Genomic DNA, 17,047 nt, shown 5'->3' with positions numbered 1-17,047 from the left:
AGGGACCCGCCCCCGCGCCGACGACCAGGGGGCGTGGGCGCACGGACGGGTCCCTCACCTCCGCCGGATGACGCCCGTGCCGAGCGGAACCACCGTGACGCGGCCCGCTTCCGGCCCTTCCCCGCACTCCCCATCGGACGAACCACAACCACGACGTTCGCGAGGTGACCGCATGAACACCCTCCCCCGACTCGGCGTCGGCATCGGGTGGCGCCCCGAGATCGACCTCACCGTCGAGCGCCTGCCCGGCGTGGACTTCGTCGAGGTGATCGCGGAGGGCGTGCACCCGGCGAACCCGCCCGAGTCGCTGCGCGTGCTGCGCGAACGCGGCGTGCCGGTGCTGCCGCACGCGGTCTCGCTGTCGCTCGGCGGCGCCGAGCCGGTCGACCGGTCCCGGGTGGCGCACCTGGCCGCGGTCGCCGAGTCGCTGGGCGCTCCCCTGGTCAGCGACCACGTCGCGTTCGTGCGTGGCGACGGCTGGGAGGCCGGGCACCTGCTGCCGGTGCCCCGCACCAGGGACGCGCTGGAGGTGCTCGTCGCCAACGTGCTCGACGCGCAGGCCGAGCTGCCGGTGCCGTTGGCGCTGGAGAACGTGGCCGCGTTGCTGGAGTGGCCCGACGCCGAGCTGGACGAGGGCGAGTTCCTGGCCGAGCTGGTCGAGCGCACCGGGTGCTGGCTCGTGGTCGACGTGGCCAACCTGTACGTCAACGCCCGCAACCTCGGCAGCGACCCGACGGCGTTCCTCGACGCCGTGCCCTGGGAACGCCTGGCCTACGTGCACGTGGCCGGAGGTGAGGAGCGGGACGGGCTCTACCACGACACGCACGCCCACCCGGTGACCCGACCGGTGCTCGACCTCCTCGCCGAGCTGCGGCGCCGGGTCGACCCGCCGGGCGTGCTGCTGGAACGGGACGACCAGTACCCCTCGGACGAGGAACTGGCGGCCGAACTCGCCGCCATCCGCGCCGTCGTGGAGTCCCACGGTTGACCGGCGACCCCCACGACGCGGCACGACCGGACGGGGACGCCGAACGCCGGCGGCGGCTCGCCGCCGCGCAGGCGGGCCTGCTGCGCGCCCTGGTGCTCGCCGAGGCCCCGCCGCCGGGATTCGACGTCGAGCGGGTCCGCGCCCAGGCCCGTGCCCTGCGCGCGAAGCGGCGCCGGGTCGTCGCCCGGCTCCGGCCGGACCTCGTCGACCACCTGGGCGACCGGCTCGCTCCCCTGTTCGACGCCTACGCCGCGGCGAACCCCCGGCGGACCGGCTCCACGGCGCGGGACGACGCCGCCGCCTTCACGCGGTGGCTGGAAAAGCGGGGAGAACGGCTCCCCGGCCGCCGCCGCTGGTGGCGGCGACGCTGAGGTCGTGCCCGGCGACGCCCGTCACCGGGCTCGTCCGGGCACGACCGCGATCAGTCAGACGATCCGACGGGTGGGCCGTCAGGGCAGGTTGAGCACCAGCTCCGAGGGGACCACCCTGGTGCCGGTGTAGAACGGGATCTCCTCCCGCACGTGGCGGCGCGCCTCGGTGCCCCGCAGGTGCCGCATCAGGTCCACGATGCGGTGCAGCTCGTCGGCCTCGAAGGCGAGGATCCACTCGTAGTCGCCGAGCGCGAACGACGCCACGGTGTTGGCCCGCACGTCCGGGTAGTCCCGCGCCTCGCGGCCGTGCTCGGCGAGCAGCGCGCGCCGCTCCTCGTCGGGGAGCAGGTACCACTCGTAGGAGCGCACGAACGGGTAGACGCACACGTACTTGCGCGCCTCCTCGCCCGCCAGGAAGGCCGGGATGTGGCTCTTGTTGAACTCGGCGGGACGGTGCAGCGCGACGTTGCTCCAGACGGGAGTCGACGCGCGGCCCAGCGCGGTGCGACGGAAACCGGTGTAGGCCGCCTGGACCTGCTCGACCTCCTCGGCGTGCCACCAGATCATGTAGTCGGCGTCGGCCCGCAGTCCGGCCACGTCGTACACGCCGCGGACGACGACCCCCTTGCCCTCCAGGGCGTCCAGGTACTCCTGGGCCTCACGGGCGGCGGGGCCGCGGTCGGCGGGAAGGGCCCCCGGCTGGATCCGGAAGACCGACCACATCGTGTACCGGATGGTGTTGTTGAGTTCGGCGTAGTTCAGGCGGGCCATGGGCCCATCGTCCCACTCGCGGGTGCCGCCGAGGTCGAGAGGTGGGCAGCGACACGACGCGCCGCGGCGTCCGCCGTCGCGACGCACGCGGGCAGTCCGACACCGTGCAGCGTGGCGCCCGCCACGGCGAGTCCTGGCTGGTGGGACACGGTCTCCTCGATCGCCGCCACCACGTCGACGTGGTCGACGCCGTACTGCGGCAGGCCGCCGCCCCACCGGACGACGGCGACGTCCAGCGGCTCCGCCGCGACGCCGGTCAGCTCCGCGAGGTCGGCGCGCACCGCGCGCACCAGGTCGCCGTCGTCGCGGCGCAGCGCCGCCGCCTCGCCGAAGCGCCCCACCGAGCCCCGCACGAGCACCCGGTCGCCCAGGTGCCCCCACTTCCGGCTGGAGAAGGTGAACGCCTTGGCCGTGAACGGCGTGCCGTCGGCCCACCGCTCGCCCTCGGCGACCAGCACCCCGCTGGACTCCGGCAGGCGGGTGTCGGCGGGCAGCGCCATCGCGACGACCACCATCGAGGCGACCTCGACCCGCCCGTAGGCGGCGGCCGCCGCCGGCGCCACGTCGGCCAGCAGGCGGCGGGCGGCCGGCGCGGGCACGGCGAGCACCACGCCGTCGACGTCCATCGCCTCGGGGCGCGGAGCCGAACCGATCTCCACCCGCCATCCCCGCTCCGTCCTGAGCAGGGACCGCACGGGCTGCCCGAGCCGGACCCTCGCCCGCGAGGCGGACGCGAGCCGGTCCACCAGGACCTGGAAGCCGCCCCGCAGCGCGCCGAAGACCGGCGGTCGCGGCAGGCGCGGGTCGGGAGGCGGGACCAGGTCGGAGGTGGCCCGCACCAGCGAGCCGGCGCCGCGGTCCAATGCGGCGGCGAGCTGCGGCATCGTGGCGCGCAGCCCCAGGTTGTCGGCCCGGCCCGCGTACACGCCGCCGAGCAGCGGGTCGACCAGCCGGTCCACCACCTCGTCCCCGAGCCGACCGCGCAGCAGCCGGCCAACGGACACGTCGGCGCCCGCGAGGTCGATCGGGGGGAGCTCCGGCTCGTTGGCGACCCGCCGCAGCGCCTCGGGGGACAACACCTCCCGCAGCGCCTCGGGCGCGGCGGGCACGCCCATGAGGGTGCGCGGGGGGACGGGCACGGTGCGACCCGAGGCGCGCACCCGTGAGGCCACCAGGGCCGGGCTCACCACCAGGTCGGACAGCCCCAGCTCGGCGACCAGGTCGGCGACCTCGGGCCGCCGCAGCAGGAACGCCTCGGCGCCCACGTCGTAGGCCGCGCCGGCCAGCTCGACCGTGCGCAGCTTGCCGCCGAGCCGGTCGGACTGCTCGACCAGGACGATCTCGGCCCGCTCCCCGAGCAGGACCCGCAGCCGGTGCGCGGCCACCAGGCCGGTGATCCCGCCCCCGACGACCAGCACCCGGCGCACGGTCACCGCCGTCCCGGCTCCAGGGAGTGCACCAGCTCGACCACCCTGGTCAGCACGGTGGGATCGGTCTCGGGCAGCACGCCGTGGCCCAGGTTGAAGATGTGCCCGTCGGCCGCGCGGCCCTCCGCGACGATCCGCCGCACCTCGGCCTCGACCACGTCCCACCCGGCGAAGAGGATCGCCGGGTCCAGGTTGCCCTGCACGGCCGCGCCGGGCCCCACCCGACGCGCGGCCTCGTCCAGCGGCACCCGCCAGTCCGCCCCGACGACGTCCGCGCCGGCCTCGCGCATCGCGCCGAGCAGCTCGCCGGTGCCCACACCGAAGTGGATCCTCGGCACGCCCGCGTCGGCCAGGCCGGACAGCACCCGCCGCGAGTGCGGGAGCACGAACCGGCGGTAGTCCGCCTCGGACAGCGCGCCAGCCCAGGAGTCGAAGAGCTGCACCGCGTCGACGCCGGCCGCCACCTGCACGCGCAGGAACTCCAGCGTGACGCCGGCCAGGTGGTCCAGCAGGGCGTGCCAGGTGTCCGGGTCGGAGTGCATGAGCGCCTTGGTGCGCTCGTGGTGCCGGCTCGGCCCGCCCTCGACCAGGTAGGAGGCCAGGGTGAAGGGCGCGCCGGCGAAACCGATCAGCGGCGTCCGCCCCAGCTCGCGGACCAGCAGCCGCACGGTCTGCGCCACCGGCTCCACCTGCGCCGGGTCCAGCGCGGGCAGCGCGGCGACGTCGGCGGCGGAGCGCACGGGCGAGGCCACGACGGGGCCGGTGCCGGGGACGATGTCCAGGTCCACCCCGGCGGCCGCCAGCGGCACGACGATGTCGCTGAACAGGATCGCCGCGTCCACCCCGTGCCTGCGCACGGGCTGGAGCGTGATCTCACAGGCCAGGTCGGGGGTGAAGCACGCCTGGAGCATCGGCACGCCGGCGCGCACCTCGCGGTACTCCGGCAGCGAGCGGCCGGCCTGCCGCATGAACCAGACCGGGACGTGGGAGGGGGTGCCGCCGCGCGCGGCGACCAGCAACGGGGCGTGGGTGAGGTCCCGGCGGGCCGAGACCGGCGCTGCGTTCGTCATCTCTCCCCCATCGTCGCACGCGGCGCGCGTCCGTCCTTCCTCGCCCGTGCCCCGCCGACCGGAGGCGTCCGCCACACCGCGGTCGGCGCGTCTGGCGCCGAATACGGGGTTGTGAGGCATACAGTCACGGCGTGACCGGGTTGTCGGGAGTGCCCGAGGTGTTCCGGCGGGCGGTGGCGGCGTTGCGTGCGGTGCGGCCGCGGCCCGAGGTGGAACTCGACGAGGTGCGCCCGCCACAGCGGCTCGCCCCGTGGACGTTCGCCCTCGCCGCCGAGGTGGAGGGCCCCTCGGGCGAGCTCGCCACCGGCCGGCTCGTGCTGCTGCACGACCCGGACGGGGACGAGGCGTGGGGCGGGGTGCTGCGGCTGGTCGTCTACGCGCGGGCGGAGCTGGACCCCGAGGTGGCGACCGACCCGCTCCTGCCCGACGTGGGGTGGTCGTGGCTCACCGAGGCGCTGGAGGCGTGCGGGGCCGCCCACGTCGCGCTCGGCGGGACCATCACGTTGACCTCCTCCGCCCGGTTCGGCGACATCTCGGGGCCGCCGCACACGCACGACCTGGAGCTGCGCGGCTCGTGGACGGCGCTGGACCCGGAGCTGACCACGCACGGCGAGGCGTTCTGCGAGCTGCTGGCGAACGCGGCGGGACTGCCGCCGGTGGGCGTGGCCTACCTCAGTCACCGTAAGAGCGGCTGAGCCCAGGGGGACGATTCCACCTCCCGGCGGCCTCGCCCGGACAGCCGCGAGAACGCCGCGAACGCTCAGTCCCTCGACGGTCGGGGCGCGACCCGGACGACGCCGCGCACGACGTCCTTCTCATCTCCTGCCGCCGTCACCAGTCACTTTCGCGCACCAGAGCCCTTACACGTAAAGAGCGCGTCCTCTCCCATGCATACGGAACGGGAGAGGACGCGCTCTCAATACGAGTATGTGTTGGACGCGCACCTGTCCGAGCTGGCCAAAACCAGAGCGGAACAAGGCTGGCGCGGTGATGGGCGAGACGAAACCCGGCGGCCGCCACCGCTGTCAGCTCGCACGACGCGCCAGCCGTGCCATGTCCTGATGGTGCTCCGGACGTCGCGACGACTAGTCGCTACGACTCACGGAGGCCTGCCGCCACCGACTCGGCCTCGCGCAGGACGCGCAGCACGTTGCGCCCGGAGAGCTTCGCGCAGTCCTCCTCGCTCCACCCCCGGTCCAGCAACGCGGCGATCACCGCGGGGTACCCGCTGACGTCCTCCAGCCCGGGCGGGAACTCGTCCACGCCGTCGTAGTCGCCACCGAGCCCGATGTGGTCGATGCCGGCCACCTCCCTGGCGTGCTCGACGTGCTCCACGACCTGGTCCAGGGTCGCGCCGGGGCGAGGCACGCGCTCCGCGCGCCGCCGGCCGGCCTCCGCGCGGGCGGCGAGGTCGCGGTAGTCCTCGCCCGCGCGCGTCATCTCGGCGCGCAGCTCGGCCTCCCAGGCCGCGCGCTCGGCGGAGACGAACGCCGGAACGAAGGTGATCATGCACACGCCGCCGTTGTCCGCCAGCCGCGCGAGCACGTCGTCGGGCACGTTGCGCGGGTTGTCCGCCACCGCGCGGCAGGAGGAGTGGCTGAACACGACCGGCGCGCGCGACACGGTGAGGGCGTCACGCATGGTGGTGGCGGCGACGTGCGAGAGGTCGACCAGCATGCCGAGCCGGTTCATCTCGCGCACGACGTCCCGCCCGAAGTCGGTGAGCCCGCCCGCGACCGGCTCGTCGGTCGCCGAGTCCGCCCACGGGACGTTCTCGTTGTGGGTGAGCGTCAGGTACCGCACGCCGAGCCGGTGCAGCGCGCGCAGGACCCCGAGGGACTCGGCGATGGCGTGGCCGCCCTCGGCGCCCAGCAGGGAGGCGATCCTGCCCTCGGCCAGCGCGCGCTCGGCCTCGTCGGCGGTCGTGGCGAGGGCGAGGTGGTCCGGGTGGCGCGCCACGAGCTCGTGGACGAGCTCGACCTGCTCCAGGACGGCGGTCACCGCAGCGTGGCCGGTGAGGTGGCAGGGGACGTAGACCGACCAGAACTGCGCGCCCACCCCGCCCCTGCGCAGTCGGGGCAGGTCCGTGTGCAGGCCGGGCTGCTCGCGGGTGAGGTCCACCCGATCCAGCGCCTCATAGTCCATTCGGGTGAAATCGGCGCGGCCGTCGTCACGGACCGCCAACCGGCGCAACGCCCACGGGAGGTCGTTGTGCCCGTCGACGACCGGCGCGCGTCGGAGGAGATCGCGTGCCCTGGCGAAAGCGTCCCCGGTGGCGTGCGCAGACACTGTTAACTCCTCCTTGTCGCAGGGAAAGCCGGGCGCGTTAGCCACCCGGCTCGTATTCCCACGATCGTGCTAACGAGCCCCCAACTCGTCACAACTCGATCGGGATACTTACCCGATTGATCGTCCCGCAGACCCTCTCGGGCGGCTACGCTGCCTCCGTCGACACCACTTTCGGTCGATCAGTGGCGCGGCTGATCGGTCGAGAGTCCCGGTGCCGGTCGGGGGGCACGACCGACTCCAGGGGGGTAGTGACGTGGCTGCCGTCGGCTTAGGTCAGGCCGTTCGAACCACGCCAGCCGGCTCGTTGCCGGCGAACATGGTCCCGCACCCGCGGGAGGAGCTGTTCTCGGTGCTGGTGGTCGATGACCATCCGCTGCTCCGGGAGGCGATCGCCGCCCGGTTGCAGCAGATGGGAGCGGGCACCGTGCACGAGGCCGCATCGGTGGCCGAGGCCAGGGCACGCGCCCTGGCCACCGGGCCGTGCGACCTCGCGATCCTCGACCTCGGACTCCCCGACGGGAGTGGCATCGACCTGGTCACGGAGCTCCGTGCCCAGGGATGGCCGCGGATCGTGGTACTCGCCTCGTCCGACGACCCCTACGCGGTGCGGGCGGCCTTCCAGGCAGGCGCTCAGGCCTACCTGCTGAAGTCCGCCTCGCCGATGGTGGTCACCGACGGCGTGCGGCGGGTCCTCGACGGCGGCGTGTACGCCGATCCGAGCGTCGCTCCGGTGCTGGCCGCCGGGACCAGGGTTCCCGGCACCGACAACACGCCGCGGGAGCTGTCCGCGCGCGAGGTGGAGGTGCTGCAACTGGTCGCCGACGGCCGGTCGAACAAGGAGATCGGCGAAGCGCTCAACCTGTCCGCGCTCACGGTGAAGAGCCACCTGTCGCGGATCGGGCGCAAGCTGGGCACCGGTGACCGCGCCCAGATGGTCGCGTTGGCCATGCGGGCCGGCGTGATCCGCTGAGGAGCGGACACCGCGACGTGCGCCGCCGACCCGTCGGCCCCCGGGCATCCGGGGACCGACGGGTCGGGGCCACGGCGTGCCCGGCCGCCGTCGCACCCGGCGGCCCACCCACGCCCGGCTCCCGTCGCGGACAGCGGCCGAACACCCCCGCGACCGGGCGTTTCGACGTAGTGTCAGCGGCCGTGGATGCTCCCTACGCCGACCCCACCGGTCCCACCGGCTCCGAGCCCGTGCCGCTGACCGAACCCGCCGAGGGCGTTCCCCCGGTGGTGGCGGACCCGGCGGCGCTGCGTCGCGCCGCCGAGGCGTTGGCCTCGGCCACCGGTCCGGTGGCCGTCGACACCGAACGGGCCTCGGGTTACCGCTACTCCCAGCGCGCCTACCTCGTGCAACTCCGCAGGGACGGCGCGGGGACCGTGCTCGTGGACCCGATCGCGCTCGGCGGCCGGCTGGAGCCGCTGGTCGAGGCGCTGGCCGACACCGAGTGGGTGCTGCACGCCGCCTCGCAGGACCTGCCCTGCCTCGCCGAGCTCGACCTGCGGCCGACGACGTTGTTCGACACCGAGCTGGCCGGCCGGCTCGCCGGTTTCGACCGGGTCGCCCTGGGCGCGCTGGTCGAACGCCTGCTCGGCTACCGGCTGGAGAAGGGGCACGGCGCCGCCGACTGGTCCCGCCGCCCGCTGCCGGCCGACTGGCTGACCTACGCCGCGCTGGACGTCGAGCTGCTCATCCCGCTGCGCCGCGCCCTCGAGGAGGAGCTGACCGCGCAGGGCAAGCTCGACTGGGCGCTCCAGGAGTTCGAGGCGGTGCGCACCGCGCCGCTCCCCCAACCGCGGTCCGAGCCGTGGCGCCGCACGTCCGGCATCCACCGCCTGCGCAACCCCCGCCAGCTCGCCGCGGTGCGCGCCCTGTGGGAGGCGCGGGACGCCATCGCCAGGGAGCGGGACATCGCCCCTGGCCGGGTGCTCCCGGACAGCGCCATCGTGGACGCGGTCGTGGCCAGCCCGGAGGGCGTCACCGAGCTGCTGAAGCTGCCGGTCTACCGGGGCAGGGCGCAGCGCCGGCTCGCCGGGGTGTGGATGGGCGCGCTGGAGCGGGCGCGGCGGCTGTCCCGCCGCGAGCTGCCCGAGGTGAGCCCGGCCAACGACGGCCCGCCCCCACCCAACCGCTGGGCCGACCGCGACCCGGCCGCCGCCGCGCGGCTCACCGCGGCGCGGGCGGCGTTGAGCGAGCTGGCCACGGAGCACCGCCTGCCGGTGGAGAACCTGCTCTCCCCCGACCTGGTCCGCCGCACCTGCTGGCAGCCGCCGGAGGACGTGTCGCCGGACGGGGTCGCCAGCACGTTGCGGGCCGGCGGCGCGCGGCTGTGGCAGGTGGAGCTGACCTCGGAGCGCCTGAGCACGGCCCTCCAGGCGAAGCCCGCGTGACGACCGCGTCCGCCGGCCCCTGCCGGTCCACACCGACCTGTTCCGGTTCGCCTCTCGGGCGGCCCTCGCGCCGCCCCGGGGAGGGCCGCGCGGTGTGGACCGGCGGCACGCGGGGAGCAGGACGAACGGCGGTCGCCCGCTGTGACGCAGCCGACAGGGCCACCTCGGTGGTTACCGCTCAGTAACTGCGGCTAGAGTGCCTGTTACCGGCCAGTAGCGGGCGCCGTGGTGGACACCCCGTCCGAGGACATGGGCAAGGCGTCCCCGCGTCCCGCGCCCGGCCGCAGTCGTTGCCTGTACCTCGAACGAGCAAGAGGAGCACGCCGTGGCCGCACCCGCTGCACCCGCAGCATCGCGCGCCGTTCGGAACGTGGTCTTCGTCGACGGCGTCCGCACGCCGTTCGGCAAGGCCGGCCCGAAGGGCATCTACGCCGAGACCCGCGCCGACGACCTCGTCGTCAAGGTCATCCGCGAGCTGCTGCGGCGGCATCCGGAGCTGCCGCCGGAGCGCGTCGACGAGGTGGCCGTCGCCGCCACCACCCAGATCGGCGACCAGGGCCTGACCATCGGCCGCACCGCGGCGATCCTCGCCGGGCTGCCGAAGTCCGTGCCCGGCTACGCCATCGACCGCATGTGCGCCGGCGCCATGACCGCGGTGACCACCAGCGCGAGCGGCATCGCCTTCGGCGCCTACGACGTCGTCATCGCCGGCGGCGTCGAGCACATGGGCCGGCACCCGATGGGCGAGGGCGTCGACCCCAACCCCCGGTTCCTGGCCGACAAGCTGGTCGACCCGTCCGCCCTGGTCATGGGCCAGACCGCGGAGAACCTGCACGACCGGTTCCCGCACCTGACCAAGGAGCGGGCCGACGCCTACGCCGTGGCCTCCCAGGCCAAGTACGACGCGGCGCTCAAGGCCGGCAAGATCAGCGCCGACCTGGTGCCGGTGGCCGTCCGGTCCGCCGAGCACGGCTGGGGCCTGGCCACCGCCGACGAGCCGCCACGCCCCGGCACCACCATGGAGGCGCTGGCCGGGCTGAAGACCCCGTTCCGCCCGCACGGCCGGGTCACCCCGGGCAACGCCGCCGGCCTCAACGACGGTGCCACCGGCGCGATCCTGGCCGACGAGGCGACCGCCGTCGAGCTGGGCCTGCCGGTCGCCATGCGGCTGGTCGGCTACTCCTTCGCCGGCGTCGACCCCGAGGTCATGGGCGTCGGCCCCGTCCCCGCCACCGAGAAGGCGCTGCGCAGGGCGGGCCTGACCATCGACGACATCGGCCTGTTCGAGATCAACGAGGCGTTCGCCGTGCAGGTCCTGGCCTTCCTGGACCACTTCGGCATCGCCGACGACGACCCCAGGGTCAACCCGTGGGGTGGCGCGATCGCCTGCGGCCACCCGCTGGCCTCCTCGGGCGTGCGCCTGATGACCCAGCTCGCCCGGCACTTCGCGGAGCGCCCGGACGTGCGCTACGGCATCACCACGATGTGCATCGGCATCGGCATGGGTGGCACCGTGATCTGGGAGAACCCGCACTGGAACGGGGGCGACAAGTGAGCAACACCGCTGAGCTGCGCGCGGCCGCGAAGGCGCTGCACGACAGCAACCCCGGCGAGGTCGTCACGCGGGCCACCACCCGGTTCGTCGAGGTGCCCGGCCTGGACGGCAGGGTCGCCCTGGTCACCCTGGACAACGGGCACGACCACACCAAGCCGAGCACCTTCGGCCCCGGCGGCCTGCTCAGCCTGGACGCCGCGCTGGACGAGGCGTTCGCCGGCAACCCGGTGGCCATCGCCGTGACCGGCAAGCCGTTCGTGTTCGCCGTGGGCGCCGACCTCACCGGCGTCGCCCAGATCAACGACCGCGAGCAGGCGCTGACCATCGGCCGCACCGGCCACGCCGTGTTCCGCCGGCTGCGCGACTCCGAGATCCCGACCTTCGCCTTCGTCAACGGCGCGGCGATGGGCGGCGGCCTGGAGATCGCCCTGCACTGCCACTACCGGACCGTGGCGGCCAACGCGGCCGCGATCGCGCTGCCGGAGTGCTTCCTCGGGCTGGTGCCCGGCTGGGGCGGCACCCAGCTCCTGCCGAACCTGATCGGCCCGGACGCGGCCGTGACGGTGATCCTGGAGAACGCCCTCAACCAGAACCGGATGCTCAAGCCGGCGCAGGCCGCCAAGCTCGGCGTCTTCGACGAGGTGCTCGACAGCGCCGACTACCTGGAGCAGTCCCTGCTCTGGGCGGCCAGGGTCGTGAAGGGCGAGATCACCCCGGCCCGCCCCGAGATCGACCGCGGCGCGGCGTGGGACGCGGCGCTGGCCCGCGGCAGGGCCATCGTCGAGGGCAGGACCCACGGCGCCGCGCCCGGCCCGCTCCGGGCGCTGGAGCTGCTGGAGCTGGCCCGCGAGAACGACCTCGACCGCGGCTTCGCCGCCGAGGACGAGGCCCTGGCCGACCTGCTCATGTCCGACGAGCTGCGCGCCGGCCTGTACTCGTTCAACCTGGTGCAGAAGCGGGCCAAGCGGCCGGTCGGCGCGCCCGACAAGGGCCTGGCCCGGCCGGTCACCAAGGTCGGCGTCGTCGGCGCCGGCCTGATGGCCAGCCAGCTCGCCCTGCTGTTCGTGCGGCGGCTGCGGGTGCCGGTGGTCCTCACCGACATCGACCAGGCCCGCGTCGACAAGGGCGTCGGCTACGTCCACGCCGAGATCGACAAGCTGCTCGGCAAGGGCCGGGTCTCGCCGGACGAGGCCAACCGGCTCAAGGCCCTGGTCAGCGGCTCGCTGGACAAGGCGGCCTTCGCCGACGCGGACTTCGTGATCGAGGCCGTGTTCGAGGAGATGTCGGTCAAGCAGCAGGTGTTCGCCGAGGTGGAGGAGCACGTCTCCGCCGAGTGCGTGCTGGCCACCAACACCTCCTCGCTCTCGGTCACCGAGATGGCCTCGAAGCTCCGGCACCCGGAGCGCGTGGTCGGGTTCCACTTCTTCAACCCGGTCGCCGTGCTGCCGCTGCTGGAGATCGTGCGGGGCGAGCAGACCGACGACGCGGCGCTGGCCACCGCCTTCGCCGTGGGCAAGCAGCTCAAGAAGTCGTGCGTGCTGGTCAAGGACGCCCCGGCGTTCGTGGTCAACCGGCTGCTCACCCGCTTCCTGGGCGAGGTCATCGCGTCGGTGGACGAGGGCACGCCCTTCGAGGTCGCCGACAAGGCGTTGGAGCCGCTCGGCCTGCCGATGAGCCCGATGGTGCTGCTCCAGCTCGTCGGCCCGGCCGTGGCGCTGCACGTCGCCGAGACCATGCACGGCGCGTTCCCCGACCGGTTCGGCGTCAGCGAGAACATGAAGCGGTTCGTCGCCGCCGGCAAGACCGCCGTCTGGACCTGGGACGAGCAGGGCAACCAGAAGGTCGACCCCGAGGTCGCCGAGCTGTGGCAGCCGGGCGACCAGCCGCTCACCGCCGAGCAGGTGCGCGACCGCGCGCTGGAGGCGTTGGCCCAGGAGATCCGGCTCATGCTGGACGAGGGCGTGGTGGCCGAGGCGCAGGACATCGACCTGTGCATGATCCTCGGCGCCGGCTGGCCGTTCTGGCTGGGCGGCATCACGCCGTACCTGGACCGGGCCGGGGTGTCCGAGAAGGTCAACGGCAAGCGGTTCCTGCCGCGGGGCGTGGCCTCCGTGCCGGCCTGACGCGTCGAGCCCCTTCACGGCGGGCGGTCACCTCTCCTGGGGTGACCGCCCGCCGTTCTTCGTCCGGCCGTTCTTGGCTGGGCCGTTCTGGCCGGGCCGTTCTGGGCCGGCCGTTCTGGGGCGGACCGTTCTTGGCCGGCTAAGCGTCCGCGCGGTGGGGTACTCGCAGGACCATGGGAAGAACGGAACCGGCGCGCGGCAGGGTGTGGATCGGCACCTCGGGATGGCTGTACCCGCCGTGGCGCGGCACGTTCTACCCCGCCGGGCTGCCGCATCGTCGAGAGCTGGAGCACCTGTCGCGGCAGGTGGGCTCCGTGGAGATCAACGGCTCCTTCTACTCCTTGCAACGGCCGGAGAGTTACCGGGCGTGGCGCGAGCAGACTCCCGACGACTTCCTGTTCGCCGTGAAGGGCGGCCGGTTCATCACGCACATGAAGAAGCTGCGGGACGTCGAGACTCCCCTGGCCAACTTCTTCGCCTCCGGCATGCTCGCCCTCGGCCCGAAGCTCGGCCCTTTCCTCTGGCAACTTCCGCCGAGCCTGCCCTATGAGCCCGACCGGTTGGCCGCCTTCTTCGACCTGCTGCCGCGCACGACCTCCGAGGCGGCGACGCTCGCGCAGCGCCATGACCACCGGTTGGAAGGACGCGCTCTCACCGAAGCCGAGACCGAGATGCCGCTCCGGCACGCGCTGGAAGTCCGGCACCCCAGCTTCCGCGACCCCGCCTTCATCGAACTGCTGCGGAAGCACGACATCGCGCTCGTGGTCGCGGACACCGCCGGGAAATGGCCCTACCTGGAGGATGTGACGACGGACTTCGTCTACGTCCGGCTGCACGGCGACGTCGAGCTGTACACCAGCGGATACACCGACGAGGCCCTGGACCGGTGGGCGAACCGCATCCAGGCCTGGCTGGCCGGGCACGATCCCCAGAGCGAGCACACCATCGGATCACCCGCCCCCGTACGTCCCGAAGGCCGCGACGTCTACGTCTACTTCGACAACGACATCAAGGTCCGCGCCCCATTCGACGCCATCAACCTCACCCACCGCCTCAGTATCGCCTTTCCCCTACGGTGACGAGGCACGTCAGCGCAACATACTAGGTTAACTGTAGAAGGTATCCACGAGGCCATCTATGGCCTCAATCAACACCACACGGCAGTCCCCCACCTGCGCGGACGTCAACTGTCACATCTTCACCGAGATCAATAACCATTGATGCCCTCACAGGAAAATTTGGACAGCTTTCTCCCAACCCCACCGCCTGGCGCGCCCCCTCGGCCTCACCCCCTGCAAGCGGGCGCGAAAAAAGCGCCGAACCAACACGTGCATCGTCAAGTGCTACTCAACATTCAAACTCTGCACCGAAGTGAGCATCCCCTTTCATTCACAGCCATCCGACACCGCCAACCACCCTCGTAAACCACCTCGAAGTGGTGGCCCATTCCAAACGCAGATGCGGTAGCCGCGCCGGCAGCGGCGCGAACCGCCGTGGGCTCCGTATCAGCTTCGCCAATCAACACTTGTGTGATGGCCACAGAACGCCCAACGACTCGGACGCCCATCCTTTCCAACCCGGGCAGGGCGTCGCCGACTCCGGTCACAGCCGCCTGGACTTCCTCTTCATCTAGGCGGCGGAGGGAACGGCTGATTTCCGGCCCCTCACCCAGACCGAGCGCTCGCCCCTGCGTGACGCCCCTCAGGAGTGGATCGACCAGCGGTTCTACGCGATCGTCACCGACCTGGTCGGCACTCCCACCGACCCGCTCGACCTGGCCGGCGGCCCGAACCCCCACACCTACGTCCCCAACCCCACCGCCTGGCTCGACCCCCTCGGCCTCACCCCCTGCGAGACCGCGAAAAGTACAGAGACTTTCTACAGGGGAATGTCACGAGGGGAGTATGAGAATCAACTGAAGACGAAGAACGGCTTTATCCCCGCTACGGGGAGACGTTTGTCACTCAAGACATCGACTACATCAAGCAGCTTGCCGCTCGGCACCCGGACAAATACGAGGTGATCGTCAAATTCGATATGCAACCGGGGGCGAGAGATGCACTGCTCGCGGCGGGTGCACGCGATGATCCGGCCTCCAAGGCAATCAGGGGGATGGGGCTTGACTGGCTTCCTGTTCTTGAGAAGGGAAACAGAAACCAGGTGCACGTGAAGGCGGAACTCGGCTGGCTCAACTTCGGGTTGAGGAAGGGTTCGGTTTCGGTAGACGTCTTCAATAGTCGTATCCTCCGGTATGATGTACTATGACCAACATGGGCGGTTGTGAAGAACTGGAAAGCGTTCTGCTCGACCCACGACTGGAACACGGTGAGCGCATGGCTCGCCTACGGGGCCTTTCCGGTGTGGATGAATGTGTACGTGACGGACTTCAACGTGCTCTGAGTGCTCAAGATTGGGACACGTTCGAGCTCTACCTCCTTGCAGCGTACGAACACCCCGGAAGGGCGTTGACGGACGTCCTGTGTGAGGCTCTTCGGCTACGTAGCCGGAATGTGCCGAACGAGGACGTTATCCAGGTTCTTGCGGAGATTGCGGACCCTGACTCACTCCCGTGTCTCCGGGAAACGCTGCATTGGGAGCCGGAGTGGGACGAGTTCCACCAGATCGCGGTGAAGTGCGTTTGGGCGGTGTCCGCGATCAAGAGCCCGGAGGCGACGTCTGTCCTGGTTGAAGCCGCTGAACAAGGGCCTTCGGCTGTAGCGGACTGGGCCAGGAGCAAGTTGGGTCAGTAGGTGGGGTCCGCTGCGATACGCGTAGTAGCGGAAGTAGTTGTAGCGAACGCCCATCTTCTGCTCGCAAAGTGGACACACCGTCGACTCACCAACCACAGACCCGAAGGGCGACGTCTACGTCTACTTCGACAACGACATCACGAACCACCCCGTTCGACGCCATCAACCTCACCCACCGTCGCGGCGCCAACAAGCTCGCGCTTGAAACGCCTATCCGCTCATTTGCCCTACTACTACCACTTCACGTGAGCTATTGAGCCAGGCGGCGCGCAACCTCCTCACGCACCCTCTCCCAAGAATCATTCTTCATCGCATCTAGTATTTCTTTTGGCGCCTTAGGGTGGAGGGCAACCTGCAGGCGCACGGATGCATCCTCGTCATTCGACAGTTTATTGAGTATCTCCGAGCTTAGTCCCCGCTTCATGGCAACGGCGTGGCGCACACGAGGATCTGGGTCCGACGCCAAGCTGGCCAGGATCTCCAACGGAACGGTCTTATTCCGAGCAACCCATTCCCTCATCTCGGGGTAGTTTCTGACGACTTCGAGCCACACCTCGAGGGGGGCATGCTCCTGTGAAGCACGGCGGTACTCGTCCGGGCTCGAACTCGTCCGTAGTCGCACAAACTCTTCAGGGGACTGAATCACCGTATCTTCAACTCCTTCCAGGGGATGGACCTACCTGTCGCCCCTTTATGTTTTCCGACAATGAAGTCGCCATACTCGTCGGCATCGGCGATCCATTCCAGCCCCTTGGACCCCTCCCTGAAAACCTTCCAGGCTGAGCCGCCGTGACCGGCATTGTCCGACGACCACCACAAGCCATCAGACTTACTCTTGTAGAACATCCCGAACTTGCCATGCTTAGCTGTTTTTTCCGTGCCCTCCGGGGTGATCTTCCAGGGCTTCCGTTCCCTGCAGGGGGTGAGGCCGAGGGGGTCGAGCCAGGCGGTGGGGTTGGGGACGTAGGTGTGGGGGTTCGGGCCGCCGGCTAGGTCGAGCGGGTCGGGGGTGGTGTAGCGGCCCCCGGCGGGGTCGTAGTAACGGAAGTAGTTGTAGTGGAGGCCGGTTTCGGGGTCGTGGTACTGGCCCGGGAACCGGAGCGGGCAGTAGGCGGGCGTGCGAGGGCCGGGGAGGAAGGCGCCCCAGAGGGTGGTGCGGTGGTGCCAAGCCAGGTTGCCGGCCGGGTCGACCAGCTCGGTAGGGGTGCCGACCAGGTCCGTGACGATGGCGTAGAACCGCTGGTCGATCCACTCCTGAGGGGCGTCGCGCAGGGGTGCGCGCTCGGTCTGGGTGAGGGGCCGGAAG

At 71.6% G+C, this 17,047-nt stretch carries 14 protein-coding genes and 1 pseudogene; 10 read left to right on the top strand and 5 right to left on the bottom strand.

Features of this window, described 5'->3' with window-relative positions; all coding sequences use genetic code 11:
- Positions 1-172: 172 nt before the first annotated feature.
- Positions 173-988 (top strand): MbnB/TglH/ChrH family RiPP precursor modification enzyme, encoded by an 816-nt coding sequence (locus tag LX15_RS10005; RefSeq protein WP_253669249.1) that lies wholly within the window; start codon positions 173-175, stop codon positions 986-988.
- Positions 985-1,359 (top strand): SCO6045 C-terminal-like domain-containing protein, encoded by a 375-nt coding sequence (locus LX15_RS10000; RefSeq protein ID WP_253669248.1) that lies wholly within the window; start codon positions 985-987, stop codon positions 1,357-1,359. The genes LX15_RS10005 and LX15_RS10000 overlap by 4 nt, the downstream gene beginning before the upstream one ends.
- A gap of 78 nt (positions 1,360-1,437) precedes the next feature.
- On the opposite strand, the gene hemQ is transcribed toward LX15_RS10000, so the two are convergent.
- The 3 genes from hemQ to hemE are packed head-to-tail and all read right to left on the bottom strand — an operon-like array spanning position 1,438 to position 4,627.
- The gene (gene hemQ / locus LX15_RS09995; protein WP_253669247.1) at positions 1,438-2,130 is read right to left on the bottom strand and encodes a hydrogen peroxide-dependent heme synthase; all 693 of its coding nucleotides are present in this window, start codon (positions 2,128-2,130) and stop codon (positions 1,438-1,440) included.
- Positions 2,118-3,563 carry a protoporphyrinogen oxidase gene (gene hemG / locus LX15_RS09990; RefSeq protein ID WP_253669246.1) on the bottom strand — a complete coding sequence of 482 codons (1,446 nt, stop codon included), beginning with the start codon at positions 3,561-3,563 and terminating at the stop codon, positions 2,118-2,120. The genes hemQ and hemG overlap by 13 nt, the downstream gene beginning before the upstream one ends.
- Positions 3,560-4,627, bottom strand: coding sequence for a uroporphyrinogen decarboxylase (gene hemE, locus LX15_RS09985; protein ID WP_253669245.1), 1,068 nt, complete (start codon positions 4,625-4,627; stop codon positions 3,560-3,562). Before hemE ends, hemG begins: the two co-directional genes overlap by 4 nt.
- A gap of 131 nt (positions 4,628-4,758) precedes the next feature.
- Here hemE and LX15_RS09980 point away from each other — a divergent pair, with 131 nt between their 5' ends.
- Positions 4,759-5,322, top strand: a complete 564-nt coding sequence (locus LX15_RS09980; RefSeq protein WP_253669244.1) for a DUF3000 domain-containing protein — start codon at positions 4,759-4,761, stop codon at positions 5,320-5,322.
- A gap of 397 nt (positions 5,323-5,719) precedes the next feature.
- Here LX15_RS09980 and LX15_RS09975 read toward each other — a convergent pair whose 3' ends face one another.
- Complete coding sequence (locus LX15_RS09975; protein WP_253669243.1) at positions 5,720-6,916, bottom strand: dipeptidase; 1,197 nt, start codon at positions 6,914-6,916, stop codon at positions 5,720-5,722.
- 253 nt (positions 6,917-7,169) lie between these two features.
- Between LX15_RS09975 and LX15_RS09970 the strand changes: the two genes are divergently transcribed.
- The 7 genes and pseudogenes from LX15_RS09970 to LX15_RS09945 all read left to right on the top strand — a co-directional run bounded on the left by LX15_RS09970 (position 7,170) and on the right by LX15_RS09945 (position 15,256).
- On the top strand, positions 7,170-7,886 hold the full coding sequence (locus tag LX15_RS09970; protein ID WP_073485702.1) for a response regulator: 717 nt from the start codon (positions 7,170-7,172) through the stop codon (positions 7,884-7,886).
- A gap of 182 nt (positions 7,887-8,068) precedes the next feature.
- Positions 8,069-9,313 (top strand): HRDC domain-containing protein, encoded by a 1,245-nt coding sequence (locus tag LX15_RS09965; protein ID WP_253669242.1) that lies wholly within the window; start codon positions 8,069-8,071, stop codon positions 9,311-9,313.
- Between the two features lie 325 nt (positions 9,314-9,638).
- Positions 9,639-10,868 (top strand): thiolase family protein, encoded by a 1,230-nt coding sequence (locus LX15_RS09960; RefSeq protein ID WP_253669241.1) that lies wholly within the window; start codon positions 9,639-9,641, stop codon positions 10,866-10,868.
- Positions 10,865-12,991 carry a 3-hydroxyacyl-CoA dehydrogenase NAD-binding domain-containing protein gene (locus LX15_RS09955; RefSeq protein WP_372502554.1) on the top strand — a complete coding sequence of 709 codons (2,127 nt, stop codon included), beginning with the start codon at positions 10,865-10,867 and terminating at the stop codon, positions 12,989-12,991. Before LX15_RS09960 ends, LX15_RS09955 begins: the two co-directional genes overlap by 4 nt.
- Before the next feature lie 173 nt (positions 12,992-13,164).
- Complete coding sequence (locus tag LX15_RS09950; protein WP_253669240.1) at positions 13,165-14,070, top strand: DUF72 domain-containing protein; 906 nt, start codon at positions 13,165-13,167, stop codon at positions 14,068-14,070.
- Positions 14,071-14,645: 575 nt separating this feature from the next.
- Positions 14,646-14,846 (top strand): annotated as a pseudogene (locus tag LX15_RS33505) (RHS repeat-associated core domain-containing protein); the annotation flags it as partial.
- Positions 14,847-15,010: 164 nt separating this feature from the next.
- Entirely contained in the window at positions 15,011-15,256 is a 246-nt protein-coding gene (locus LX15_RS09945; RefSeq protein ID WP_253669239.1) for a hypothetical protein, read from the top strand.
- A 1,127-nt stretch (positions 15,257-16,383) separates the two neighbouring features.
- On the opposite strand, the gene LX15_RS09940 is transcribed toward LX15_RS09945, so the two are convergent.
- Positions 16,384-17,047: RHS repeat domain-containing protein (locus LX15_RS09940; RefSeq protein WP_253669238.1), on the bottom strand; the 664-nt coding region annotated here is incomplete at its 5' end.

The organism is Streptoalloteichus tenebrarius (assembly GCF_024171885.1).
Taxonomy (GTDB): domain Bacteria; phylum Actinomycetota; class Actinomycetes; order Mycobacteriales; family Pseudonocardiaceae; genus Streptoalloteichus; species Streptoalloteichus tenebrarius.
Note: the sequence above shows the minus strand (reverse complement) of the source record. Positions and strands in the feature narration are given on the sequence as shown.

Bases quoted from the DNA above. Each gene is read 5' to 3' on its own strand.
- LX15_RS09950 (WP_253669240.1), top strand. From the start codon at position 13,165: ATGGGAAGAACGGAACCGGCGCGCGGCAGGGTGTGGATCGGCACCTCG.
- LX15_RS10005 (WP_253669249.1), top strand. From the start codon at position 173: ATGAACACCCTCCCCCGACTCGGCGTCGGCATCGGGTGGCGCCCCGAG.
- hemQ (WP_253669247.1), bottom strand. From the start codon at position 2,130: ATGGCCCGCCTGAACTACGCCGAACTCAACAACACCATCCGGTACACG.
- hemE (WP_253669245.1), bottom strand. From the start codon at position 4,627: ATGACGAACGCAGCGCCGGTCTCGGCCCGCCGGGACCTCACCCACGCC.